Annotated in this window: 26 protein-coding genes; 12 read left to right on the forward strand and 14 right to left on the reverse strand. The window is 65.2% G+C overall.

The features are described from left to right. Positions 1-64: 64 nt before the first annotated feature. Positions 65-847, forward strand: coding sequence for an SDR family oxidoreductase (locus VMD50_RS10840; RefSeq protein ID WP_325427621.1), 783 nt, complete (start codon positions 65-67; stop codon positions 845-847). Here the strand turns inward: VMD50_RS10840 and VMD50_RS10845 are convergent. The 4 genes from VMD50_RS10845 to VMD50_RS10860 all read right to left on the reverse strand — a co-directional run bounded on the left by VMD50_RS10845 (position 840) and on the right by VMD50_RS10860 (position 6090). After that, on the reverse strand, positions 840-3740 hold the full coding sequence (locus tag VMD50_RS10845) for an MMPL/RND family transporter (protein ID WP_325427623.1): 2901 nt from the start codon (positions 3738-3740) through the stop codon (positions 840-842). The genes VMD50_RS10840 and VMD50_RS10845 overlap by 8 nt on opposite strands. Continuing rightward, positions 3737-4171 (reverse strand): MmpS family transport accessory protein, encoded by a 435-nt coding sequence (locus VMD50_RS10850; protein ID WP_325427625.1) that lies wholly within the window; start codon positions 4169-4171, stop codon positions 3737-3739. The genes VMD50_RS10845 and VMD50_RS10850 overlap by 4 nt, the downstream gene beginning before the upstream one ends. Before the next feature lie 262 nt (positions 4172-4433). Next, positions 4434-5042 (reverse strand): TetR family transcriptional regulator, encoded by a 609-nt coding sequence (locus VMD50_RS10855; protein ID WP_325427627.1) that lies wholly within the window; start codon positions 5040-5042, stop codon positions 4434-4436. A gap of 121 nt (positions 5043-5163) precedes the next feature. Continuing rightward, on the reverse strand, positions 5164-6090 hold the full coding sequence (locus VMD50_RS10860) for an alpha/beta hydrolase (RefSeq protein WP_325427629.1): 927 nt from the start codon (positions 6088-6090) through the stop codon (positions 5164-5166). 108 nt (positions 6091-6198) lie between these two features. Between VMD50_RS10860 and VMD50_RS10865 the strand changes: the two genes are divergently transcribed. Continuing rightward, positions 6199-6933 carry an aldehyde dehydrogenase family protein gene (locus tag VMD50_RS10865; protein WP_325427631.1) on the forward strand — a complete coding sequence of 245 codons (735 nt, stop codon included), beginning with the start codon at positions 6199-6201 and terminating at the stop codon, positions 6931-6933. A 17-nt stretch (positions 6934-6950) separates the two neighbouring features. Here VMD50_RS10865 and VMD50_RS10870 read toward each other — a convergent pair whose 3' ends face one another. Genes VMD50_RS10870 through VMD50_RS10880 form a run of 3 tightly spaced genes read right to left on the reverse strand, consistent with a single transcriptional unit; the run spans position 6951 to position 8703 of the window. Next, the gene (locus VMD50_RS10870) at positions 6951-7601 is read right to left on the reverse strand and encodes a hypothetical protein (RefSeq protein WP_325427633.1); all 651 of its coding nucleotides are present in this window, start codon (positions 7599-7601) and stop codon (positions 6951-6953) included. Continuing rightward, complete coding sequence (locus tag VMD50_RS10875) at positions 7598-8200, reverse strand: methylated-DNA--[protein]-cysteine S-methyltransferase (protein WP_325427635.1); 603 nt, start codon at positions 8198-8200, stop codon at positions 7598-7600. Before VMD50_RS10875 ends, VMD50_RS10870 begins: the two co-directional genes overlap by 4 nt. Next, on the reverse strand, positions 8197-8703 hold the full coding sequence (locus tag VMD50_RS10880; RefSeq protein WP_325427637.1) for an RNA polymerase sigma factor: 507 nt from the start codon (positions 8701-8703) through the stop codon (positions 8197-8199). The genes VMD50_RS10875 and VMD50_RS10880 overlap by 4 nt, the downstream gene beginning before the upstream one ends. Before the next feature lie 189 nt (positions 8704-8892). Between VMD50_RS10880 and VMD50_RS10885 the strand changes: the two genes are divergently transcribed. From VMD50_RS10885 to VMD50_RS10895, 3 genes are read left to right on the forward strand one after another with little or no spacing between them, the layout of a single operon-like run. Continuing rightward, on the forward strand, positions 8893-9405 hold the full coding sequence (locus tag VMD50_RS10885; RefSeq protein ID WP_325427639.1) for a methylated-DNA--[protein]-cysteine S-methyltransferase: 513 nt from the start codon (positions 8893-8895) through the stop codon (positions 9403-9405). Continuing rightward, positions 9405-10118, forward strand: coding sequence for a 2OG-Fe(II) oxygenase (locus VMD50_RS10890; protein WP_325427641.1), 714 nt, complete (start codon positions 9405-9407; stop codon positions 10116-10118). The genes VMD50_RS10885 and VMD50_RS10890 overlap by 1 nt, the downstream gene beginning before the upstream one ends. 34 nt (positions 10119-10152) lie before the next feature. Beyond that, a complete protein-coding gene (locus VMD50_RS10895) occupies positions 10153-10818 on the forward strand; it encodes a nitroreductase family protein (RefSeq protein ID WP_325427643.1) in 666 nt (221 codons plus the stop codon). Positions 10819-10828: 10 nt separating this feature from the next. Here VMD50_RS10895 and VMD50_RS10900 read toward each other — a convergent pair whose 3' ends face one another. Continuing rightward, on the reverse strand, positions 10829-11833 hold the full coding sequence (locus VMD50_RS10900; RefSeq protein ID WP_325427645.1) for an AurF N-oxygenase family protein: 1005 nt from the start codon (positions 11831-11833) through the stop codon (positions 10829-10831). Positions 11834-12004: 171 nt separating this feature from the next. Next, complete coding sequence (locus VMD50_RS10905; protein ID WP_325427647.1) at positions 12005-12160, reverse strand: PPW family C-terminal domain-containing PPE protein; 156 nt, start codon at positions 12158-12160, stop codon at positions 12005-12007. Positions 12161-12936: 776 nt separating this feature from the next. On the opposite strand from VMD50_RS10905, the gene VMD50_RS10910 reads away from it, so the two are divergent. After that, positions 12937-14214 (forward strand): DEAD/DEAH box helicase, encoded by a 1278-nt coding sequence (locus VMD50_RS10910; RefSeq protein WP_325427649.1) that lies wholly within the window; start codon positions 12937-12939, stop codon positions 14212-14214. Between the two features lie 105 nt (positions 14215-14319). Further along, positions 14320-14523: a cold-shock protein gene (locus VMD50_RS10915; RefSeq protein ID WP_325427651.1), complete on the forward strand. Its 204-nt coding sequence runs from the start codon at positions 14320-14322 to the stop codon at positions 14521-14523. Positions 14524-15201: 678 nt separating this feature from the next. Here the strand turns inward: VMD50_RS10915 and VMD50_RS10920 are convergent. The 4 genes from VMD50_RS10920 to VMD50_RS10935 form a co-directional block, all read right to left on the reverse strand. Continuing rightward, entirely contained in the window at positions 15202-15513 is a 312-nt protein-coding gene (locus tag VMD50_RS10920) for a type II toxin-antitoxin system PemK/MazF family toxin (RefSeq protein ID WP_325427653.1), read from the reverse strand. After that, positions 15503-15736, reverse strand: coding sequence for a hypothetical protein (locus VMD50_RS10925; RefSeq protein ID WP_325427655.1), 234 nt, complete (start codon positions 15734-15736; stop codon positions 15503-15505). Before VMD50_RS10925 ends, VMD50_RS10920 begins: the two co-directional genes overlap by 11 nt. Positions 15737-16260: 524 nt before the next feature. After that, positions 16261-16494 (reverse strand): PIN domain-containing protein, encoded by a 234-nt coding sequence (locus tag VMD50_RS10930; protein ID WP_325427657.1) that lies wholly within the window; start codon positions 16492-16494, stop codon positions 16261-16263. A gap of 59 nt (positions 16495-16553) precedes the next feature. After that, positions 16554-16982, reverse strand: coding sequence for a cellulose-binding domain-containing protein (locus tag VMD50_RS10935; RefSeq protein ID WP_325427659.1), 429 nt, complete (start codon positions 16980-16982; stop codon positions 16554-16556). 425 nt (positions 16983-17407) lie between these two features. On the opposite strand from VMD50_RS10935, the gene VMD50_RS10940 reads away from it, so the two are divergent. The 5 genes from VMD50_RS10940 to VMD50_RS10960 all read left to right on the forward strand — a co-directional run bounded on the left by VMD50_RS10940 (position 17408) and on the right by VMD50_RS10960 (position 22772). Continuing rightward, positions 17408-17809, forward strand: a complete 402-nt coding sequence (locus VMD50_RS10940; RefSeq protein ID WP_325427661.1) for a hypothetical protein — start codon at positions 17408-17410, stop codon at positions 17807-17809. Positions 17810-17886: 77 nt separating this feature from the next. After that, entirely contained in the window at positions 17887-18960 is a 1074-nt protein-coding gene (locus VMD50_RS10945) for a hypothetical protein (protein WP_325427663.1), read from the forward strand. 495 nt (positions 18961-19455) lie between these two features. Beyond that, positions 19456-20934 carry a biotin carboxylase gene (locus tag VMD50_RS10950; RefSeq protein ID WP_325427665.1) on the forward strand — a complete coding sequence of 493 codons (1479 nt, stop codon included), beginning with the start codon at positions 19456-19458 and terminating at the stop codon, positions 20932-20934. Beyond that, positions 20931-22106: a serine hydrolase domain-containing protein gene (locus tag VMD50_RS10955; protein ID WP_325427667.1), complete on the forward strand. Its 1176-nt coding sequence runs from the start codon at positions 20931-20933 to the stop codon at positions 22104-22106. The genes VMD50_RS10950 and VMD50_RS10955 overlap by 4 nt, the downstream gene beginning before the upstream one ends. Before the next feature lie 99 nt (positions 22107-22205). Further along, the gene (locus tag VMD50_RS10960) at positions 22206-22772 is read left to right on the forward strand and encodes an FKBP-type peptidyl-prolyl cis-trans isomerase (RefSeq protein ID WP_414686043.1); all 567 of its coding nucleotides are present in this window, start codon (positions 22206-22208) and stop codon (positions 22770-22772) included. 166 nt (positions 22773-22938) lie between these two features. Here the strand turns inward: VMD50_RS10960 and VMD50_RS10965 are convergent, their stop codons facing one another. Continuing rightward, positions 22939-23127 (reverse strand): hypothetical protein, encoded by a 189-nt coding sequence (locus VMD50_RS10965; RefSeq protein WP_325427671.1) that lies wholly within the window; start codon positions 23125-23127, stop codon positions 22939-22941. Between the last annotated feature and the right edge of the window lie 4 nt (positions 23128-23131).

Here is a 23131-nt window from a genome sequence, read left to right on the forward strand (position 1 = left end):
TGGCCATACGACAGCGCGCATCTGTATGGTGCAAACGACGCACCGACATGATGGGAGAAGCGCAGTGGCAGAACGGTTGGCGGGGAAGGTCGCGCTCATCAGCGGCGGTGCGCGGGGGATGGGCGCATCGCACGTGCGGATGCTGGTTGCCGAAGGGGCCAGGGTGGTATTCGGCGACATCCTCGACGACGAGGGCAAGGCCGTCGCGGCCGAGCTCGGTGACGCGGTGCGCTACGTCCACCTCGACGTCACGAAACCCGAGCAATGGGAAGCCGCGGTGGCCACCGCGATAAGCGAGTTCGGCGGGATCGACGTGCTGGTGAACAACGCGGGCATCCTGAACATCGGCACCATCGAGGACTACGACCTTTCCGAGTGGCACAAGATCCTCGACGTCAACCTGACCGGTGTCTTTCTCGGAATACGCGCCGTGGTGAAACCGATGAAAGAAGCGGGACGCGGGTCGATCATCAACATCTCCTCGATCGAAGGCATGGCCGGCACCATCGCCTGCCACGGTTACACCGCAAGCAAATTCGCTGTCCGGGGTTTGACGAAATCGGTGGCACTGGAACTGGGGCCGAGCGGTATCCGGGTGAACTCGATCCATCCCGGGCTCATCAAAACGCCGATGACGCAATGGGTGCCCGAGGACATCTTCCAGACCGCGTTGGGCCGCGCCGCCGACCCGAGGGAAGTCTCCAACCTCGTGGTCTACCTGGCCAGCGACGAGTCGAGTTATTCGACCGGCTCCGAGTTCGTCGTCGACGGCGGCACCACCGCCGGCCTGGGGCACAAGGACTTCTCCGCTGTCGACGCCAGCCAGCAGCCCGAGTGGGTTACCTGACGGCAGGCGCGAATTCGGGTTTCTTGATCGGCGCGGGCCAGGGCGACGGCACCGGCCGTTGCCGCACCCGTTGTGGCCACCAGAACCACTTGCCCAGCAGCGCGGCAATCGACGGCGTCATCAGCGATCGCACGATCAGCGTGTCGAAGAGCAGGCCGAGGCCGATGGTGGTGCCGACCTGACCGATGACCGTCAGCTCGCTGACCGCCATCGTCATCATCGTGAAGGCGAAGACCAACCCCGCCGAGGTGACCACGGACCCGGTGCCGCCCATCGCCCGGATGATGCCGGTGTTGAGGCCCGCGTGGATCTCCTCCTTGAACCGGGACACCAGCAGCAGGTTGTAGTCGGCGCCCACCGCGAGCAGGATGATGACCGACATCGCCAGGACCATCCAGTGCAGCTCGATGCCGATGATGTGCTGCCAGATGAGCACGGACAGCCCGAAGGACGCTCCCAGGGAAAGCAAGACGGTGCCCACGATGACCGCCGACGCCACGACGCTTCGCGTGATGATCAGCATGATGATGAAAATCAGGCAAAGCGAGGCTATTCCGGCGATCAGCAGGTCGTAGTTGCTGCCGTCCTGCATGTCCTTGAAGGTCGCCGCGGTGCCGCCGAGGTAGATTTTGGAGCCCTCCAACGGCGTGCCCTTCAGTGCCTCATAGGCGGCCTTCTTGATCGCATCGATGTGCGAAATGCCTTCCGGCGTCATCGGATCGCCGTCGTGGCTGATGATGAACCGCACCGCATGACCGTCGGGCGGCAGGAAGTTCTTCATGCCCTTTTTGAACTCGGCGTTGTTGAAGGTTTCCGGGGGAAGGTAGAACGAATCGTCGTTCTTGGACGCGTCGAACGCCTTGCCCATGGCGCTGGAATTCTTCTGCGCCTCATTCTGCTGATCCTGCAGACCTTTTTGGGTCGAATACATCGTCAGCATCGTCGTCTTCATGGCCCTCATGTTTTCGATCATCGAGGGCATCAGCGCCACCATCTGGGGCATCAGCGTGTCGAGGTGGTCCATGACGGGCAGCAGGCTCTGGATGTCATCGGTCATCGTGTCGATGCCGTCGAGGGCGTCAAAGACCGAGCGAAGCGAAAAGCACACCGGGATGTCGTAGCAGTGCTTCTCCCAGTAGAAGTAGCTGCGGATGGGCCGGAAGAAATCCTCGAAATCGGCCATGTGCTGGCGCAATTCGTTGATATCGATGGTCATTTCGTGCATCTTTCTGACCATGATGTGCATGCTGTCGGCCATCTGGGCGGTGATGCTCTGCATCTTTTCCATGCTGTTGATGGTCGTCTGCATCATGTCGGCCTGGTGCAGCATGTCGGCCATCTGGTCGGCTTGGTACTTCTGATTCATCTGCTGGCTGACGCCTTGCATGCTGATCTGAAACGGGATCGAGGTGTGCTCGATCGGCGTGCCCTGCGGGCGGGTGATGGCCTGCACGCGGGAAATCCCGGGCACCCGGAAGACCGCCTTGGCGACCTTGTCGATGACCAGGAAGTCCGCGGAATTGCGCAAATCGTGGTCACTTTCGATCATCATCAGCTCGGGATTCATCCGCGCCTTCGAGAAGTGCCGGTCGGCGGCCGCGTAGCCCTCGTTCGCCGGCAGATCGGCGGGAAGGTACCTGCGGTCGTCGTAGTTGGTGCGGTACCCGGGCAGCGTCAGCAGGCCGACGAGCGCGATCGCGATCGTCACGATCAGGATGGGGCCGGGCCATCGGACGACGACGGCGCCGACCTTGCGCCAGCCGCGGATGCGCTGGGCTCGCCTGGGCTCGAGTGTGCTGCGGAAGCGCGCTGCCACCGAGATCACTGCCGGCCCAAGCGTCAGCGCGGCCGCCACCACGACCACCATGCCGATCGCCAGCGGGATACCGAGCGTCTGGAAATACGGCAGATTGGTGAAGTGCAGGCAGAACGTGGCGCCGGCGATCGTCATGCCCGACCCGAGCACCACGTGCGCGGTGCCGCCAAACATGGTGTAATACGCGTCTTCCCGTGACTCGCCGACGGCCCGCGCCTCCTGGTAGCGGCCGATCAAAAAGATCGCGTAGTCGGTGGCGGCCGCGATCGCCAGGGTGACCAACAAGTTCGTGGCAAACGTGGAGAGCCCGATGATCTTGTAATAGCCGAGGAAGGCGACCGCGCCGCGGGCCGCCGAAAGCTCGAGCACCACCATCACCAGCGTCAGCAGCACCGTGACGATCGATCGGTAGACCATGAGCAGCATCGCGATGATCACCACGAACGTAACGGTGGTGATCACCTGCAGACTGCGGTCGCCGGCGAGGTGCTGATCGGCCTGCAGCGCGGCCGGTCCGGTGACGTAGGCCTTCACCCCGTTGGGTGCGGGCACGCTTTCAACGATCTTCTGGACGGCCTCGACCGACTCGTTGGCAAGCGCCTCGCCCTGGTTGCCGGCCAGGTACACCTGGACGTAGGCGGCCTTGCCGTCGTTGCTTTGGACGCCGGCCCCACTGAGCGGATCGCTCCACATGTCCTGGACGTGCTCGACGTGCTTGGTGTCGGCGTCGAGCTTTCTGACGATCTCGTCGTAGTAGGCGTGGGCGTCGGCGCCAAGCGGATTTTGACCCTCCAGCACGATCATCACCGAGCTGTTGGACTTGTACTCGTCAAACACCTGACCGATGTGCTTCGTCGCGATCACGGACTGCGCGTCGTCCGGGCTCATCGAGACGGAGCGCATCTTCCCGACCGCGTCCAGCTGCGGGACGATGACGTTGAGCACCGCGATGATCGCGATCCAGGCGAGGATGATGAGTACGGCGTACCTGCGGATGAACCGCGGGATCGCGGGCCGCAGGGCGTGGTCGGCGATGGGAAGGGTGTCGGTGCGGGCGTCGTCGGTGCTTGAGCTCATGCGGATTTCACCAAGCAAAAGGTCAGGGCGTGCACGCCGTTGGTTATGTTCTCGTCCTTGACTTCGTTGTCGATGGTGATGCGGCAACCGAGGCGGTCACCGTCGCTTTGCGCCGATAGGTTTGGGAAGACCGAGGGGGCGGTCGTGCTGAGGACCAACGTCCAGGGCAGTGGCGCGTCGTCGACCCGCTTTGGGTCGGCGGACAGATCCAAGTAGTTCACGTTGGCGTGGCTTGCCGATCCGAAGATTTCGTACTTGACGACCTTGGGCTTGAAGGGCTTGGAATCGTCCAGTCGTGAACTCGTCAACGGCCCGGCGTTCTCGGCCACAAAGAACGACTTGACCCTCGCCACGGTGAACCCGCCGATCACCACGACCGCCACGATCAGCAGCGGCAACCACGCATTGCGCACCAGTTTCGATAACTGCACCTGCGCGGATTCCCTTCCTCATCGATCGACGGGTCGCCCGCAGCGGCCCCAGGCGAGGTCGTGTGTCGGTGGTCGGCGCAATTACCTTGCGCCACAGTGGAGTTGGCGGATCGTCGCGATCCGCACGTGGTCGATCGACGGGCGCCGGGATGCCTGCCCCTCCATCGCCAACCCCCGATAAAGCACCACCAAAGCATAGTACATTGCCTGCATTATTTGCAGTCAATGCAAACAAGTGATCTAGCTAACTTTCCGCGGGGCGTTACTTCGTGAAGATGCTGTTGACCAGCGCTGCGGCGCGCTCGACGTAGGGCATCGGCGTGTCGTCGGCATCCTTGGGCTCGTCGCTGGCCCAGCGCTCGATGCCCGAACGCACGGCCGTCAGGGCCAGCGCAGAGATCAACGCGGGTATCTCGTCGTCCGGCCGCATCTCCTGGCGGCGCGCCACGATGCCGGTCAACTGGTTCTGGAACCGTTCCAGCTCGGCGAGAAATGCCGCCAGGACTGCGGGGCTGGTCTTGGCGAGTTCCAGCATGCCGGCGGCCTGTTCGCGCCGTGGGGGCAGGTCGCGCAGGTGGTGGGCCGCCAGCGTGATCAGCTCCGCCAGCACCACCCGGTAGGGCGCGGGCCCGGCGGCGACGAAATCCTCGGCCAGCTCGACCGGCAGATCGGACGGGCCGTAGGCGATGGCGGACTCCTTGGTGGGGAAGTAGTTGAAGAACGTGCGGGTCGAAATGCCCGCCTCGACGCAGATCTCCTCGATGGTCACCTTGTCGAAACCGCGGTTGCTTGCCAGGCGCACCGCGGCATCGCGGATGTCCGCGCTGGTCTGGCGGCGGCGCCGCTCGCGAAGCCCCATCTGATTGCCCATGGCACTAATAGTTGCACGAAACGCAAACTTTGCAGTCAACTTGCCGTGTGTGCGGTCGCGGCCCCGGGATGCGCCGAGTGCTTACCGTCGAGTGGGCCGCCGGAAACGACGGTCTATCAACTTATTTCGGTAGGGCGAGGGCGTCGCGCAGGTGATCGCACTGACTGGCGAAGAACTTCACCGAAATCGGCGCCCTGTCCGCGATCTGGTCGAACGCATGAAACGCGCCCGGGACGATCTCCTGGTGCACGCGCACCCCCGCCTGTCGTAGGCGCCGCCCGTAGTCCAGACACTCCCGATAGAACAGGTCCAATGTCCCGACGCCGATCCAGGCCGGCGCCAGGCCGGAGAGATCTTCGCGCCGCGCCGGTGCGGCCTCGGCGGGATCCGCGCCGTTGAGGTACCACCGCCACGCCTGCTGGTTGTCGCTTCCGGTCCACACGAGCCGCTTGTGACGGCCCGGGTCGGCGCCGGTGCGGTCGTCGAGCATCGGGTACACCAGCATCTGGAACGCAAGGTTGAGGTCGTTGCGATCGTGAGCCCGCTGCGCCACGGCCGCCGCGAAGTGTCCGCCGGCGCTCGCCCCGCCGACCGCGACGCGATCCGGGTCGACCCAGGCTTGCTGCGCCAGCCACCGCAGCGCCGCGTAACAATCCTCGACCGGGACCGGATAGGGGTGCTCGGGAGCCAGTCGGTGCTCCACCGCGGCCACCGCGACGCCGGTGCGATGCGACAGCTTGCGCAGAAATTTGTCGTCCTGGGCGGCGTGGCCCATGATCGTGCCGCCGCCGTGGATCCACAACATCGCCGGTGCCCGGACGGGAAGGCTGTCCGGACGATGCAGGCGGACCGTGACGTGCTCGTTGACCGCCGCGACCGGGACGGTGCGGATCCGGCCCGCGTTGCTCATCAGGTTCATGAGCCTGCGCTGGACCTTGTAGCCGCGGTGCAGGGCATAACCGCGGGGCAAGAACCGGGCGGCCTTGCGCAGACCGGGGTCCACCGCCTGCCGTGACGTGAACTCGTTGCCGGCGAATGTGCTTGCCATTGCGTGCTTCCTGGTCCCGTGCCCGGCCCACGCCGACCATACATGACCTGAATAGTGTCCACGGGCATTCGCCGGATTGCCGCGGACGTGCAGAGGGTAAACCGATACGTGGCTTCGACCCTGACCAAGATCATCAGCGTCCTGGACCCTCGCACCGGCGACACCGTGACGCAGGTGCCCATCACCGAGCCGGCCGACTGCGATGAGGCGATCCGGCGCGCTACGGAGGCCGCCCCCGCCTGGGCGCGCACCCCGCCGGCCGAACGGGCCGCCGCGATCGCCGCGGCGGCGGCCGACGTCCGCGCCGCCGCCCGCGAACTCGCCGAACTGAACGAGCGGGAGACCGGCAAGCTGCGCGACGACGCGCTCGGGGGCGTGGACGCCGGAGTCGGCACTCTCATGCAGTACGCCCAGCTCGGGCCGTTGCACCGCGGGCGCAGCCTGCAAGGTGGGTGGTCGGCGACCGATCTGATGGTTCCCCAGCCGAGGGGTGTGGTCGCGGTGCTGACGTCCTGGAACGATCCCGTGGCCGTGGCCGCCGGGCTGCTCGGCGCGGCGCTCGTGACGGGAAACACCGTAATCCACAAGCCCAGCGAGCGCAGTCCGCAGACGGGCCGGCGATTCGCCGAACTGTTGGCCGCCCGGCTGCCCGACGGTGTGCTGCAGATCGTCGACGGCGACGGAACCGTCGGTGCCAGGCTGGCGGAGGCGGACTGCGTCGACGTGGTCGCACGCGGGCAACAGCGCGAGCGGCACCGGGTTCGGCTTCGGTCCCGAGCTTCTCGACGAGATGACCACCATGAAGGTGGTGCACTGGTCGCCTGCGCCAGCATCCCACGATAGTGCAACCAGCGACGCCCTTACTTGAGATACTCGTTGCCAGTCGCACTTTCGGGAACTGCGGCAATCTGCACCGGATAGCCGGCCCGCAGGACCTCCACTGTCGACGTTGGCGTGATCAACCCCGCGGTGCCGGTTTTTGGGCGCGCCAGCGTGTCCCCGTAGGTGTTGTCGAGTCGGTCCCAGACCGCGAGATGATCGCCCACGACGACGGCGGGTCCACCATCCGTCAGCACGAACACCCCGTCGGGCAGGCCGGCCCAGGCGGCGCGATGCGTGGCCCCGCCGATCCGCTCGCGGTGCAGCTGCGCGTCCATGTCTTCGGCGTAAGGAATTGCGCCACCGTGGGTTTCGGCCCACAGGGTTCGATACGCGTTGTACGCGCCGCGTCGGCACTCCGCACATGGCCGGTGTCCGGCGGCCAGCGCGACCGCCTCGTCCAGGAAGAACAGCGGCGTATAGCGGTTGGGTTCCCACTGCGCAACGCGACGGCCCCGGAATGACAGGACGCAGGTGATCCAGGCCTTGTGCTGATGATTACGCACGATTTCGCGCGTGCCGCGACCCTCGTGCAGGCGACCGCGGTTGCCCATCCAGCCGCCGCGCCCCGGCGCGGCGATGATCTCGCCCAGCGGTGAGACCCGGTTGCGCGCCGGCCCGCTCGTCGTCATCGGCTCCGCTCGAGCTCCAGCAGGACGCGCTTGGCGGCGGTGCCGCCGCGGTACGCGCCCATCGATCCGTCGGAGCGGATCACCCGGTGGCACGGCACGAAGATCGGAATCGGGTTGGTCGCACACGCGGTGCCGACGGCGCGCACGGCCCCCGGGGAGCCCGACAGCCGGGCCAGGGCGGCATAGCTGGCGGTGTCGCCGTAGCCGACGTCGGCGTTGAGGTGTTCGAGAACTGTGCGCCGAAATCCTTGGGACAGTGACCAGTCCAGCGCGACGTCGAAGCCGTGGCGGCGGCCGGTCAGGTATTCGTCGAGTTGCCGCGCAAAAGGATCCAGCCGGGTGGGCGACTCCAGCACCCGCGGGCTGATGCGCTCGGAAAGGTTCTGCAGCACGCTGTCGCGGTCCTCGTTGGCGAACGCCACCCGCAGCAGCCCGCGGGCGGTGGCCGCCAACAGCATGGGCCCGAGGGCGGAATCAACTGTGCGGTAAGCGATGTCGAGCAGATCGCCGGCCTGGGCGTCCCTTTCCAGGCGGGTGTGCAGGCGCCGGAGCTGATCGCGGTCGACGGGGTAGTGCTTTATCAGATCGGGTGTAGTCATTGGTGGCTCCTTGCGTTGTCGAGACGGGGATAGGTGCGTCGGAGGGTGGCGATCCCGTCGGCGGCGGCACGCCGGGCGGCGTCGACGCTGCTGTCGAGAATCAGCGCGATCTCGGAGTAGGGCAGGCCGGCCAGGTAGTGGTAGGCCACCGCCTGACGCTGTTTGGGTGGCAGCGCACCCACCGCAGCGTCAAGGTCGAGGTCGTGGGTGTCGGCCCGCTCGCGGGCGGGGGAGTCGGGGGGATCGGCGACGGGGACGGCCCGCCGCGCCGCCGCGCGGGCGATGTCGATGGCCTTGCGGTGTGCGATGGTCACCAGCCACGCCTCCACGTTGGCGTCGGCCGGCAGCGGGGGGTAGGACTTCAAGGCGGCCAGAAACGTCTCCGACCAGGCGTCGTCGGCGTCGGCGTGACCGATGACCGCACGAACAACCCGCAGCACCGTGGCTCCGTGCCGGGCCACGACGGCCTCGAACGGCGGTTTGACGTGCCGATGGGCGTTCACCCTCGCATCACCGACAGGCACGGATAGGCATTCGGGTTCCTCCCTGACGTTTATCGACTCTTACTTGGAAGACGCCGGCGCGTGGTCGAATGTGAGAAAGCAGAACAGAGTTTGGCATGACTACCGGCGGTGGACTGCCGAGCTCACATTTGCCGGGCGCTCATCGTTTACCGTGCAAGGAGGCGAACGATGCAGACACGACACACAACGATCGATAGCCCACTCGGCGAGCTGACGTTGATCGCCGGCGGCGACAGCCTGACAGGTGTGTATTTCCGGCACCACTGGCATCCGCCGACGGCGGATGCGCTGGGGCGCTATGTCGGGCCGGGCGCCGATGCGCTGCTCGGTCAGGCGGGCGAGCAGCTGCGCGAGTACCTGGGCGGAAAGCGCATTCGATTCGATCTGCCCATCACGCTGACGGGCGAGCCCGGTCAGCGGCGCATCTGGGAACTTCTGCTCGACATCGGGTATGGCGAGACCACCAGCTACGGCGAGCTGGCCGGGACACTGGCCGACGGCACCACCGCGTACGAAGTCGGCCAAGCGGTGGGCCGCAACCCGCTCAGCATCGTGGTCCCGTGTCATCGCGTCGTCGGAAAGAACGGCGCCCTTACCGGTTACGCGGGCGGTCTGCGGCGCAAACGATTCCTCTTGGACCTCGAGGCGCCGGCGCCCGCTGCGGCGGGCAGATTGTTCTGATGCCGTCGAAATGGGACCGCCGGGTGAATGGCGCGGACTGGGAGGCCGTGACCGCCGACATGAACGACGTTGGCGGTGCGCTGCTTCCGCAGCTGATCACCCCCACCGAGTGCGCGGCGGTGCTTGCTCTCTACCCCGACGACACCCTGTTTCGCGCCACCATCGACATGACCCGGCACCGCTACGGGCGAGGCGAGTACCGCTATTTCAAGCGGCCCTATCCACACCCGATCGAAGAGCTGAAACAGGCGCTCTACCCCCGGCTCCTGCCGATCGCGCGCGACTGGTGGGCCAAGCTGCGCCGCGAGCCGCCCTGGCCCGACACGCTCGACGAGTGGCTGGACGCATGCCATCGCGCCGGCCAAACCAAACCCACGGCGCTGCTGCTCAGATACGGGCCGGGCGACTGGAACGCGCTGCATCGAGACCTCTACGGGGACCTTGTCTTTCCGCTGCAGGTCGTCATCAATCTGAACGAGCCCGGCGTGGCGCACACCGGCGGTGAATTCCTGCTCGTCGAGCAGCGGCCGCGGGCGCAGTCCCGCGGCACCGCCACCACGCTGCCCCAAGGGCACGGCTACGTATTCACCACCCGGGAACGGCCGATCCGCTCGACCCGGGGATGGTCGGCGGCCCCGGTGCGCCACGGGGTCTCGGTGGTCCGCTCCGGTGAGCGCTGCACGCTCGGCTTGATCTTTCACGACGCCGCCTGATCCGATGCTGGTGAGCTGCTGCACGATGGTGCTCATGGAGCTCTACGACGTCATGCGATCCACGCCCGCCGTGCGCGAATTCACCGGCGACCCGCTTCCCGATGACGTGCTCGCACGCATTCTCGACAACGCCCGCTTCGCGCCGACGGGCGGCAATCGGCAGGGCGTGCGCGTCATCGTAGTTCGCGACCAAGAGACCCGGTCCGCGTTGGCCGACCTCGGAGTGCCTGCCGCCCGCCGCTACACCGCGCAGCTCGCAAACGGCGAGTCACCGTGGAATCCGTTGCAGCCGAGCGGCGTCGACGCGTCGAGGATCGACGCGACGGAGGTGCCCGCGCAGATGTCGGCTCCGCTTCGCGAGGCGCCGCTGGTCCTGGTGATCTGCCTGGACCTCGCCGTCGTCGCCGCCACCGATCAGGACCTCGATCGCGTCGGTGTGGTACCTGGGGCCTCGGTGTACCCGTTCGTCTGGAACGTCTTGCTGGCCGCGCGCAATGAGGGCTACGGCGGTGTGTTGACCACGATGGCCGTGGCCGAAGAGCCACGGGTCAAGGAGCTGCTCGGCGTGCCCGATCCGTACGCCATCGCCGCGGTCGCGCCGCTGGGCAAGCCGGCGGGCAAGGTAACGAAGCTGCGACGACGGCCGGTTCCGGAGTTCGCGACCCGCGAGCGTTTCGACGGAGCACCGTTTAGCCCCTGAGAACGTAGGGCTAGGCGCGCATGCGCTGCGGCTCGCCGCGGTAGCGCGCCGGCTGGCCGCTGATCCCGCACATCCGCCACAGCAGCCGGGATAGCGGATTCATCAGGCCGGTGTCGTAGGCCAGCATCCGCATGTCGGCAAACATGTCGCGCAACCACTTTCGCGAGTTCGGCGACCCGAAGAAGAGCTCGCTTCTGACCTCGCGGGGAATGGCGAACTTCGCCCAGAACGCCTTGGGCGGCACCACAATTGCGTGGCACAGCAGTCGCATGATCAGCGGATAATACAGCGAGATCCCAAAACGTCGCATCGCGCTCAACTGCGGCAACTGCTTTCGCAGGTACTCGTGGGCGAACGCGATGTGTCGGGCTTCCTCGGCCACGTGGATGGCCATCACCCGCTCCATGATCGGGTGCAGCGACTTGCCTTCACGCAGAACGTCTTTCTGGGTATGGTCCAACGGTTCCTCGCCGGCGAGCACCCCGATGAAGAACGCGACCGGCAACGGTCCGGCCGCCAGCGGGACCCATGGGGAAATCCAGCGCAGCATCCGCGGCATGCCGGGCACGTCGGCGCCGATGCGGTTGACCATCTCCTGCAACATCATGGTGTGGTTGCACTCTTCGACCGACTCGTGCAGGCAGTACCGGTATTCTGGTGACCCGTTGGGCAGCCGGAAGGTGTAGTTCAGCAGGCCGCGGATCAGGATCGACTCGAAGTGCGTCCCGACCTTGGCCACGTTGGCCTGCCGCCACATGCCGATCTGGATCTTGCGTTCTTCGGATTGTCGTCGGTACCAGGGATGGCGCCCCAGGGGGTCGCTGGCGGGCAGGATCCACCGTGGGTCATCGTCGGTGACGGCGAACTCCGGTGAATCCCAATCAATGTCGGTGTAGGGGTCGAAGCTTCGCCGCACCGATCCTTCGGACAGCACGGCCAGCGCCTCCATATAGGCGTCGTTGTCTTGCACTTCCACTGTGTGGCGCGGGCGCTGAACGATCCGCGTCCTGGCCATGAGGAGATTCCTTGAGAGGTTGATCTTGGAAGTATCGAGTGACCGTTCGGATGAGCCGTTTGCCGAGCCCACAGCGCCGAATATACCTCACCAATCCGGTGGGCTCTCAAGTACGTTCGGTCCCTTGTGGATCCGTCCCACGCAGCGACATAGGGGTGAGATTGTCCATTCTCAGTCGGAATGCCAACCGCCGGGCAGCATCGGAAGGCTCGGTCCACCGCCGAAGGCGTCGCCGGCCGGCGTGGTCAATCCCGACGGCGGGCGCATGGCCCGGCTGGCCCCGGCGCCGGCGAAACCCAGCGGTCTCGCCCCCTGACGGGACGCCACCGCCGATGTCGCCCGGCCGTCACCGCCCGGCGAATCGTCGAGGTATTCGTAGCGGTAACCCCGGTGAACGCTTTTTGGGCGCCGGACGCCTTCGTGGCCGCCCCGGAGCAGGGTCGGCGGGCGTTGCCGCCGCGGGCGCCGACGCTGCGGCGTCCCGGGCCGCCGCCTTTGGAACTGTGCCGCGAGTACTCGCTCGCGAACTCGCCTGGGAAGTCCCGATCAGGTACTGCGAGACAAAGCTCTGCACATCCCAGTAGCGCTGAGAGTTCGTCTGCCGCCGCGGCGTATTCCACGCTCAGCAAGTTTCAGCCCGCCGCCGCGGCGAGCAAGGAGCCAGGCCCAGGCCCGCTGGATAGCCACCGGTTCTCCTTCCGACCTGGGCACATCCGCCGCCGGGGACGGGTAAACCGCCGCGGCGCCCGTCCGAAACAGTGAACCGTAGAAACAGCTGTAAAAGCCTATTAACACTGTATCTACGGATAAATCTATCGGATTAGATTCGCGCCAGCGCCATCCCGTCGGCGCGTATGCGGGGGGCGATCGCCGTACTGCTATGCTGTGGAGAACGTTGGCTGTCTGACTCGATGGCCAGCACGTCGTGAAACGCTTCTTCATCCTTCCGGCGTCCGGCCCCGACCCAGTGGCTGACGCACTGAATCCGGCGCAGTTCGTATCGCGGCGATCGATTTTGCCCACCGGCAATCTCGCCACCCTGTGCTGACAGATCGCGCCTACTGCGCCGCCCACTCGGCACACCCGATGCTGAAAGACATCAAGTGACTACTGGCAACACATTTGCCGATCTCGGCGTGCGTGAACCACTCATCGCAGTGCTCGCCGCTCGGGGGATCACCCAGCCATTCCCCATCCAAATCGAAACGCTTCCGGACACACTCGCCGGCCGCGACGTGCTCGGCCGCGGCAAGACGGGCAGCGGCAAGACCCTCGCCTTCTCGATCCCCATGGTCAGCAGGCTGGCCGGTCATCCGCGGCGTCCGTCCCGGCCGTCGGGTCTGGTTCTGGCCCCGACGCGGGAGCTTGCCAGCCAGATCACCGCGACGTTGGAACCGTTGGCCGCCGCCAACAACCTCCGGGTGACCACGATCTTCGGTGGCGTACCGCAAGGCAGACAGGTGGCGGCGCTGAAGTCCGGCATCGACATTGTCGTTGCGTGCCCCGGTCGGCTCGAAGACCTCATGAGGCAACGGTTGATCAGCCTCGACTCGATCGAGATCACGGTGATCGACGAAGCCGATCACATGGCCGATCTCGGCTTCCTTCCCGGTGTCACTCGCATCCTGGCGGCCACCCCGAGCGGCGGCCAGCGGCTGCTGTTCTCCGCCACGCTCGACAACGGCGTCGACAAGCTCGTCAACCGATTCCTGCGCAACGCGGTGCTGCACTCTGTGGACGGCTCCAACTCGCCGGTGTCCGAGATGACGCACCACGTCTTCCACGTCTCCGGCGTACAGGCCAAAAAGGAGCTGGTACACCGGCTCGCCTCTGGCAGCGGCCGCCGAATCCTATTCATGCGCACCAAACACCAGGCGCGGAAGCTCGCCAGGCAGCTCACCGAATCCGGTGTCCCGGCAGTCGATCTGCACGGCAACCTTTCTCAACCCGCACGCGACCGGAACCTCGCCGCCTTCAGCACGGGTGAGGCGCGGGTGTTGGTGGCCACCGACATCGCCGCGCGCGGCGTGCATGTCGACGGAATCGAGTTGGTGGTGCACATCGACCCGCCCGCCGAGCACAAGGCTTACCTGCACCGCTCCGGACGAACCGCGCGGGCAGGAAACGCGGGTGACGTCGTGACCGTTGTGCTGCCCGAGCAGCGCAAGGACACCCACGCGCTGATGCGTCGCGCAGGCATCCGTGTCACTCCACAGGAGGTCACCGTCGACTCGGCCGCCGTGCATGCGGTGGCCGGTGAAATGGCGCCCTACCGGGCTCCCTCTCCGCAGCGGCCGGCCGCACCGCATCCATCGCAGCCTCGCCGCTCGGGTACTGGCGGTCGCAGGCGCGGTCGGCGCTCCGCCCGCACACAGCGCTGATTTTGTTAGCGCAAAACGGTTTTCAATTAGTAGACCGTCATGTGCTAATTTGGTCGCGTGGATGTTTTTGGTACATCCCGCTTTTGAAATGAGAGAAGAAAGTAAATGGCACAGGGAACTGTGAAATGGTTCAACGGTGAAAAGGGCTTCGGCTTCATCACCCCTGACGACGGCGCGAAGGACCTCTTCGTCCACTACTCCGAGATCCAGGGCAGCGGCTACCGCTCGCTCGAGGAGAACCAGCGTGTTCAGTTCGAGGTTGGGCAAGGAGCCAAAGGGCCGCAGGCAATAGGAGTCACTGCCGTCTAGGAAACTCACATACCTGACAGTGGGCTGGTGCAGATTTTTTTGCACCAGCCCACTGGAGTTTCTAGACCTCCGCGAGAAAAACGGGGGAAGACAACGCATTCCGTCACCGTGACGTTATGACCGCGATGGGCTTTAGCCGGCCCGGGAAGTGGCGGTAGGGGCGCAGCGCCCAGCGTGCGGATCATGACCGCGCGGTGATGTGGCGGGACGTCCAAGCCGGGCGGCAACCCGGAATTCGCGCAACGCGTGCGCGTGCGGGATCGCGAAGCTCGCGTAGTCGTGGCGGTCGGCCCGTTGGTTGTGTGCAATCAATGCCCGTGCGCAGCAGCCTAATTCGTCACAGTGACGTATTGTGGCCAATGCGCGGGGATAGAAGAAGGACTGCCTGGGTCGCCGAACGCGCGGCCGCCGTGGCCGACGGGAGCGTCCAAGTCCCACCGGCGCGCGGGCTGCATCCATTGGGTGATCGAATGGCATTACACAAACCAGTGCGGACGACCAGTCGGGAAGCTGGTCAGAACCCATTATGGCTGCGGTCAATCCCTTTGAGGCGAGGTCGCTTTCACCGTGTTGTACCGATAAGCGACATTATGTCAGGTAAAGTACCGCATATTCCAACGATGACCCTTCGGCCCTATCGCCTTGTGCGCAACGGCTTTGTGTCATCGTGACGTCGTGCTAAAGATCAAGCACAATCCGGAGGGCTGCGTCAACGCGACGCAACTCTTCGAGGCTGAGATACCCCACGCTATTGCCGAGCCGAGCAGGATCGACCGCCGCGGTTTGTTCAGCCAGTACCCGCGTGATGCGGCCGTCGATCTCGACCTCGGGCCGAAAAGTTGCCGCTCGGGCTGATGTTGAAGTCGGCGAAACGAGCCACGTCGATAATGGCAGCTGGTCGGATTGAACCACGACGGCATATCGGGAGCCGGATTGCTCGTGGCCGCGGCTGCGACGTGGAGCGTGGAGTCGGAAGACCTCACCACGCACGCAGCGTCTCCATGTCGCGCAGCACCTGCATTGCCTCGGCACGGTCTGCCTCGTCCGCAGCAAGCTCCTCTGCCTCGGCGCGAATCGCCGCGGCGGCCTTTTGGCGCGCGGCCTCGATGAGAGCCGCCCTAACCGCCGCAGATATCGGTGTCCCGTCCCTGGTCAAGACAGCAAGGGCGCGAGATGCATCCTCATCGGGTCGGAAGGTGATTGTGTCGGCCATGAACGTAGTGTACTACAATTTGTAAGACAATTGCGGCTTGCGCCGACCTACTACGAATACGCGGAAATCGAATATGCGGCTTTGCAGGGCCGCCCACTGCGCCGGCTAATGGTCTCTAACAGCGCGAACGCGCGCGGCGCGATCCCGAGTCGCAACGCCGCTCGGAACAAGGGGTTGAACACCCATTTCTCTAGTCGACGCTGGATCCGGCCTCCTGTCGCCACGCGAATTAGTGCGCCGAGTCACCGCGCATCCGGCGCGTTCCTCACCACAGTGCCCTCCCAACCCGGAAAGCACCTTGACGACGACCGCGTCACCACCGCACTGCTCGCTCCCCTGCTCACCGACTGGGCGCAAAGCGCCGCACACCGACCGCGCCCACGACCGTCGACCGATAAGAATATGCAGTGTCGAATATGCAGGGGTACCAGTAAACCACTGCATGTTGCATACGGATCGAATATGGAGCATTACCGGTGAACCACTCCATATTGCTTTGTGGGGCAGCGTATTTGAATTAGTGCTCAGATGTTGCCACGTTCCAGAACCCATTGGTGTCGGCACGGTAGTACTTCTGCAGCAACCTCAAAGTCGGCGTCATAGTGGATCAGCGTCACGTCATGGGCATCGGCGAGGGTGGCGATCAGGAGGTCCGCCATGCCGACAGCACGGTGGCGGCCAGTGCTGGCCAGCTGCCGTTGCGCGCCGAGTGCCGTCTGCCAGTGCTCGTCATAGGTTGGCAGGTATTCGTACGCCAAACGGCGGTCAGACCAGAGTTGTTCCTAGTCGGCAGGATTGCGGGCGCTGTAGAGCGCCGCTAGGTGCAAAGATATTGCCCGTTGAGCACACAGTTCGACGGTGGCGAGTAGGTACCGGTCAGCACGCCCCTGAAACCACCCGTGGCCGAACCCCCGGGTGCGATGATGCGATTCCAATTCGCGGGGGTCAGCACATAGTGCGTGCCATATTGTGCAACGGTGCTGTTCCAGGAGTGCAAGACGGACTCCCCCGCCGGCAGGTCGAATTCAAGCTTCCAATCGCTTAGCGGCGCGGTGCTCGAGTTGGTGACGCTGAACTGGGCGATGAAACCGGTCTGCCACGTATGTTCCACCGACAACGTCGCCGTGGCCGCAGCCGCATGTGCTACGGGGGCTATGCCGAGCCCGAGGATGGCAACTATCAATGCCGACACGGTTACGTGAAGCGCTGTCCGCCAGCGCTTCACGTAATTGTTCAGTCCGGCCATAGCAGCCAACACTAAAGCCAAACAGGCGACATCGGCCCTCGCATCGCGAGTAGGCTGCCGTACCTTTGCTCAACCGAAACCGGCATGAAATCTTAGCCTCGATCCACCCTGGACGTGGCTGTCGGCGGTTTCGGGGCTACCGGTTGGTGGGCGGGTCAGCCAGTCGGGGTCGGCGCGGCTTTGACGGTATGGGCCGCGCGGGTGCGCCCGCCCCCACCGCCGCGGACAACCTGCTGGCCGGCACCGCCCAGTTTTTCAGACTCCCGAATTGGAGGTGAACATCGTCGTCGTTTGTTGGGATCGGTAGCCAATCGGCTGATCTGTACTGCTTGGTATTGAGTCGAGAAGCAAATTACGTATCCACCGGAATCGGTGCGGGTGAATACTTACCGTCAGTTCACAGCGTCGAGGAAAGGCGCGAGGCAATGTCATATGTCTACAAGGTCAAGATGCTTATTGCTGGGACGCTGCTGTGGGCCGGCGTCGTGGTGGCCGGCGTAGGTCTAAGCGCAGGTACCGCCCATGCCACCAAGGGCCCCTTTACGTGGTGCCCCGGCCAGTCCATGCAATGGCCGAGTGGGCCGGATGACCCCCGAAATGTCGCCATCGGCGAGCGGTACGTCTGGGATATGCACGCGTGCCATACCTGGTACGTCGTCGCCGACGGATGGGGCAACGTTCCCCACACCGAGGCCGGTCAGCCGACGCTGCACGATTCGAATGTCTGGGACGGAAACAATCCGCCGCCCGACAATCCGGGGCACGTCAATTGCGGCCTGATGTTTTGCCCCAACCCGGGGGGCACCCCTCCCGGTTGGCACGGATAACGTCCGAAACCCTCGATATCGCTCAATCCCAATACCCCAGCCCGACGACCATCCAGTACTGACCGCGAAGGAACCTCATGAACACGACCGCTCCTGTGCCGCGCCAGTTCGTGGCGTCCTGCTCGATTTACTCGCCGACATGGGCCGCGGTAACCGGGAGGCGAGCCACCATATACGTACAGATCGCTTTTTGGGCGATTGTGTTGCTCTTCCTGCTGTTGATAGCTGGACCGACATTCGGCGTCCACCTCTTTCCGCATGTCCCCGGGCGGGTGATCGCTTACGGCTGGCCGGCGGTTTTGGCGGTTTTGGGGCTGGCTATCGGCGCCAACTTCCTTTGGCGATGGCGCCGAAAGTACCTGATTACCGTCACCGGCGATCGGCTCACTATCGGCGGGCGGCGCGGTGCAGACTATTCGTTCGTCGACGCGTCGCTGGGCTTGTGGGCAAACATGGGGGTCGCCCTGCACCTGCAGCGTGGCCGTCACCGCTTTCTTTTGGGTGGGCGGGATTGTCGCGTCGGTCCCGCGACACCGCTGGACGCGCCGCCGGTGCCGCTGGTCGACGGCTGGCTGTCGCAGGCAGACTTCGACGCTCTCCTCTCCCTGAGCGGCCGCTGGAGCGGCTCAGCTGCGGGCGGACCCGCACCGGGGGATGCGGTTCGGTGTGTGATTTTCCCCAACCCCCTGTTGATCCAGCAGATGGGCCCGTTTGCATTCCTCAAGAAACAACGACTGACGCAATCACTTTCGCAACCTCAGCTGTTCATCGATGTCTACAACGACACTATCCGGGTGATCGACGCGAACAGCAACGCGCTCAATGCCTCGGCCTCGCTCGCGCAGCTGACCGCGGCACCGGCCACCTACCACCTTGGAGGCGGGCATTGGTTCCCGTCGGCCGAAAATCTCGTGAGCGACGCTGCGGGCGAGTACTTTTCGACCATGCCCGCCGTGGAAGTGTGCATTCCCGGCATGCAACCGCTGACGATCGGATGTCGCGATTTCACGGGTCTAAAGCGGCGATTCTCGTGGAGCGGCAATCTGCCCGTGAGCAATGACCCGCCTGCCCATGTGGTCTCGGCGGCCGACTGGCTCACGCTGATTGAGAAACTCCGTTTGGCCCAGTATCTGGAAGACATAGCAAAATAGGGCTGCGCTGCGCCCGTCACGAGAGGAACACCTTGCGCGGCGCGCCAATTGATCAACCCACAGCCGCCCCGGCAAAACCAGTTGCTCAACGCTTTTGAAAGTCGCTTTAATTACCGCCTCCAGGTCATAACGATCCGGAGTGCCGCGTCACGCGACGCATCTCGTCAGAGCCGAGATGGGAACGCTTTCGCCAAGTCGGCCCGGGTCAATGGCGAGCACTCGCGCATGCGGAAGGTCTCACCACGCACGCAGCGTCCCCATGTCGCGAAGCACCTGTGCCGCTTCGCCCCGGTCGCGGTTCGAACGGCCACTGGCACGGGAGCGCCGTCGCCCCCGGCAGAAGTTGAGGTACTCACATTTCGACACGGCCATGGGCGGGGCGCACACTTATGCAATGCAGCTATGTCACTTCATCACCGTCCCGCTGAGCGCAACGCCCCTGTCCCCGCCGCCATCCTCGCTCCGGTCGCAGGCGCCGACGCGAGCGGGTGTGGCATGAACACGCATACCGGCGGCCCCTCGCCGGAGACGCGCAGCCTGAGCGGTCTCTCGGACGTACGCGCGTTCTTCCACACCAACGCCGTCCCGCTGTACTTCATCTCTCCGACGCCGTTCAACCTGCTGGGTATCGACCGCTGGGTGCGAAACTTCTTCTACCTGACCTACTTTGACGCCTTCGAGGGCACGCATTCGCGGGTGTTCGTGCCGCGGCGGCGCGACCGCCGTGATTTCGATTCCATGGACGAGGTGTGCAGCCACCTCCTGTCTGATCCCGAGACGCTCGACTTCATCGCGGGTCGAGGTCCCGGTGGCAAGTGCTGCTTTGTGATGCTGAACGAGGAAATCCAGGGCCTCGCGCGACAGGCGGGTCTCGAGGTCATGCACCCGCCGGCGGAGCTGCGCCAGCGCCTGGGCTCCAAGATCGTCATGACGCGCCTGGCGGCCGAGGCGGGGGTACCGAGCGTGCCTAACACGATCGGGCGCGCCGGCTCCTACGACGAACTTCTGACGCTCGCACAAAACGCCGGATTGGGAGATGACCTCGTCATCTCGATCGCTTATGGCAACGCCGGCAGCGGGACGTTCTTTGTCCGCGGTCAGGGCGACTGGGACAAGTACGCCGGTGACCTGGTCGGGCAGGACCTCAAGGTCATGAAGCGGATCCGCAATGTGGAGGTGTGCCTCGAGGGCGCAGTGACCCGCCACGGTACCGTGATCGGCCCCGCGATGACGAGCCTGGTCGGTTATTCGGAGCTGACTCCGCACAGAGGCAGCTGGTGCGGCAACGACATCTGGCGCGAAGTACTGCCGCCCGCACAGACGCACGCCGCGCGAGAAATGGTGGGAAAGCTCGGCGACGTCATGCGCCGCGAGGGGTACCGCGGCTACTTCGAGGTGGACCTGTTGCACGACCTGGACTCCGATGAGCTCTACCTCGGCGAGGTCAACCCGCGCCTGAGCGGCGCCAGCCCCATGACGAACCTGACCACCGAGGCCTACGCCGACATGCCGCTGTTCCTCTTTCACCTGCTCGAGTACATGGACGTGGAGTACGAGCTCGACATCGAGGAGATCAACGCGCGCTGGGAGCGCGGCTACGGCGAGGACGAGGTCTGGGGGCAGGTGATCATCACGGAGACGTCGCCGGATCTCGAGATCTTCACCGCGACGCCACGCACCGGTGTATGGCGCATCGACGACGACGGTCGCGTCTCCTTTGCGCGTTCCGCCAACGACTGGGCCACACTGCTCGACGGCTCCGAGGCCTTCTACATGCGTGTCGCGGCGCCTGGCGACTTGCGCTCCGAGGGCGCCCAACTCGGCGTGCTCGTCACCCGCGGACACCTGCAGACCGACGATTACCGGCTGACCGAACGCTGCCAGCGCTGGGTCAAGGGCATGAAGGCGAAGTTCGCCTCCACGCCCCTGGTGCCGGCCGCACCGATCGTCTCGCGGCTCGTCGCACGAGCGTGAGCTTTCCGGTCGGTATCTCCCTGGGCAACTGGCTGTCTCCGCCCTACGCGCACTGGTCGTTCCAGCATGTCGAGGACATGGTGCCGACCGCGGTGATCTCTCGTGGAAACGGGCCGGGCGCGGCGTTGCCCGCGGCCCCTGCTCCCCTCGCCGAGATCCCGGTGACCAACACCAACGGGACGGCCACCACGGTCGGCGCGGTGATGGCCGCGACGGCCACCGACGGGTGGGCCATAGCCCACCGCGGGTCGATGGCGGCCGAGGAGTACCTCCACGGCATGGGACCCCATACCCGGCACCTGCTGTTCTCGGTGAGCAAGTCGCTGGTGGGCGCCGTCGCCGGCGCGTTGCACGAGGCGGGCGCGATCGCGCTTGATTCGCCGGTCACGGCATTCGTTCCCGCCCTGGCGAACTCCGGCTACGCCGGCGCGACGGTGCGTCACCTGCTGGACATGAGGTCGGGTATCGCCTTCGCGGAAAACTACGACGACCCGGCCGCACAGATACACCTCCTCGACCAGGCAATGGGGTGGGCTCCCCGGAGCCGTCCGGACGCACCTTCCACGCTTCGCGAGTTCTTGCTGACGTTGCGGCAGAAGTCGCCGCACGGCGGCCCCTTCGAATATCGCTCGTGTGAGACCGACGTCCTCGGCTGGATCTGCGAAGTCGCAGGTGCCCAGCGGATGCCCGAGCTGATGTCGGAACTGCTGTGGAGCCGGATCGGTGCCCAAAGCGACGCCACCATCGGTGTCGACAGCGAAGGCACGGGAATGTTCAACGGCGGCATCAACGCCTGTCTTACCGACATGATCCGGTTCGGGTCGCTGTTCTTGCGCGACGGTGCCTCGTTGACCGGCCGGCAGGTGGTACCGGCGGCGTGGATCGCCGACACCCTCGACGGCGGGCCCGACTCGCGTCAGGCGTTCGCCGCCAGCCCCGACGACACCGAATTGCCCGGCGGGATGTACCGCAACCAGATGTGGTTCCCCTACCCGGGCAACAACGTCGTGTTGTGCCTGGGCATGTGCGGTCAGATGATCTACGTCAACCGCGCCGCGGACATGGTCGCCGCCAAGCTGTCCACCCAGCCGCACTCTCAAGAGCCGCACATGCTGGACACGCTGCGCGCATTCGATGCGGTGGCACAAGAATTGGTCGGCATCACCAGTTAGCCCTTTTCGCCTGTGTCGCAACGTATTCGGCTGTATCGGCCGATGCCCCTTTGATTCGTCACAGGGCTACCAGGCAAGACCCGAAGGGCTGGCTGTAGCGTGACCGCCGTGAATCCTTCCCGGAAGTATCCCGCCGTCGCGCTCGCGGCCTGTGCCGCGGCCATCGCTCTGCCGCTCGCCGCATCAGGCACGGCGACCGCGGCCGGCTCCTGCCCCACCGCGGCACCGCCGAACGGCGGGGCGCCCGACTGGACGCTGGCCGGGACCACCGGCAGCGTCGCTGTCACCGGGTCCACGGACACCACCGCTCCGCGCGTGAACGTGACGGCACCGTTCAGCGTGACCCAGACCCAGGTGCACACGCTGCACGCCGGAGACGGACCCGTGGTCCCCGGTAGCGCAAAGGTTTCCGTCTGCTACATGGGTGTCAACGGGCGCGACGGATCGGTGTTCGACAACAGCTACGAACGGGGCGCCCCGGTTGACTTCCCGCTCAGCGGAGTCGTGCCCGGGTTCCAGAAGGCCATCGCGGGGCAAAAGGCCGGCTCCACGGTCGGCGTCGCGATGACGTCCGCGGACGGCTACCCGGACGGTCAGCCCAGCGCCGGCATCCGGCCGGGCGACACGCTCGTCTTCGCGATCAAGATCCTGAGCGCCTCGAGCTGACCTTCGGTCGGCGCCGGCCGTGTGAAGCTGCGTGGGAGCGAGCGCAGAACGTGGCATATCGTGGCATGAATCGCGCATACGCCTGAGCACTACAGTCAAAGCCGAGCTGTTGAGCAGTGCACGCGGCGCGCGGTCAGGGATCACCGCCGCAACAGCGGTGGCCTCATCACCATCTCTGACGGATAAACGCGACGCGCTGCGGCTTGCGTCGCTGCATCGCCTGCGTTTCACGTCGCTGGCGCGCCCACCACGCCCGCAAGGCCTGCGCATCGATCGGTGTAGTCGGGTCGTCAAAAGGCGATGGTGCGGTGTACATGGCGCCTTCGTTCTGCGGATTATAGACGGGTTCGTTCACTATT

The organism is Mycobacterium sp., from assembly GCF_035506235.1.
Taxonomy (GTDB): domain Bacteria; phylum Actinomycetota; class Actinomycetes; order Mycobacteriales; family Mycobacteriaceae; genus Mycobacterium.

Excerpts from the sequence above, each read along its gene's own strand:
- VMD50_RS10915 (WP_325427651.1), top strand. The coding sequence starts at position 14,320 with ATGGCACAGGGAACTGTGAAATGGTTCAACGGTGAAAAGGGCTTCGGC.
- VMD50_RS10925 (WP_325427655.1), bottom strand. The coding sequence starts at position 15,736 with ATGGCCGACACAATCACCTTCCGACCCGATGAGGATGCATCTCGCGCC.
- VMD50_RS10870 (WP_325427633.1), bottom strand. The coding sequence starts at position 7,601 with ATGACGACGAGCGGGCCGGCGCGCAACCGGGTCTCACCGCTGGGCGAG.
- VMD50_RS10875 (WP_325427635.1), bottom strand. The coding sequence starts at position 8,200 with ATGACTACACCCGATCTGATAAAGCACTACCCCGTCGACCGCGATCAG.
- VMD50_RS10890 (WP_325427641.1), top strand. The coding sequence starts at position 9,405 with ATGCCGTCGAAATGGGACCGCCGGGTGAATGGCGCGGACTGGGAGGCC.
- VMD50_RS10945 (WP_325427663.1), top strand. The coding sequence starts at position 17,887 with ATGAACACGACCGCTCCTGTGCCGCGCCAGTTCGTGGCGTCCTGCTCG.
- VMD50_RS10935 (WP_325427659.1), bottom strand. The coding sequence starts at position 16,982 with ATGGCCGGACTGAACAATTACGTGAAGCGCTGGCGGACAGCGCTTCAC.
- VMD50_RS10895 (WP_325427643.1), top strand. The coding sequence starts at position 10,153 with ATGGAGCTCTACGACGTCATGCGATCCACGCCCGCCGTGCGCGAATTC.
- VMD50_RS10845 (WP_325427623.1), bottom strand. The coding sequence starts at position 3,740 with ATGAGCTCAAGCACCGACGACGCCCGCACCGACACCCTTCCCATCGCC.
- VMD50_RS10900 (WP_325427645.1), bottom strand. The coding sequence starts at position 11,833 with ATGGCCAGGACGCGGATCGTTCAGCGCCCGCGCCACACAGTGGAAGTG.
- VMD50_RS10855 (WP_325427627.1), bottom strand. The coding sequence starts at position 5,042 with ATGGGCAATCAGATGGGGCTTCGCGAGCGGCGCCGCCGCCAGACCAGC.
- VMD50_RS10860 (WP_325427629.1), bottom strand. The coding sequence starts at position 6,090 with ATGGCAAGCACATTCGCCGGCAACGAGTTCACGTCACGGCAGGCGGTG.
- VMD50_RS10950 (WP_325427665.1), top strand. The coding sequence starts at position 19,456 with ATGAACACGCATACCGGCGGCCCCTCGCCGGAGACGCGCAGCCTGAGC.
- VMD50_RS10940 (WP_325427661.1), top strand. The coding sequence starts at position 17,408 with ATGTCATATGTCTACAAGGTCAAGATGCTTATTGCTGGGACGCTGCTG.
- VMD50_RS10885 (WP_325427639.1), top strand. The coding sequence starts at position 8,893 with ATGCAGACACGACACACAACGATCGATAGCCCACTCGGCGAGCTGACG.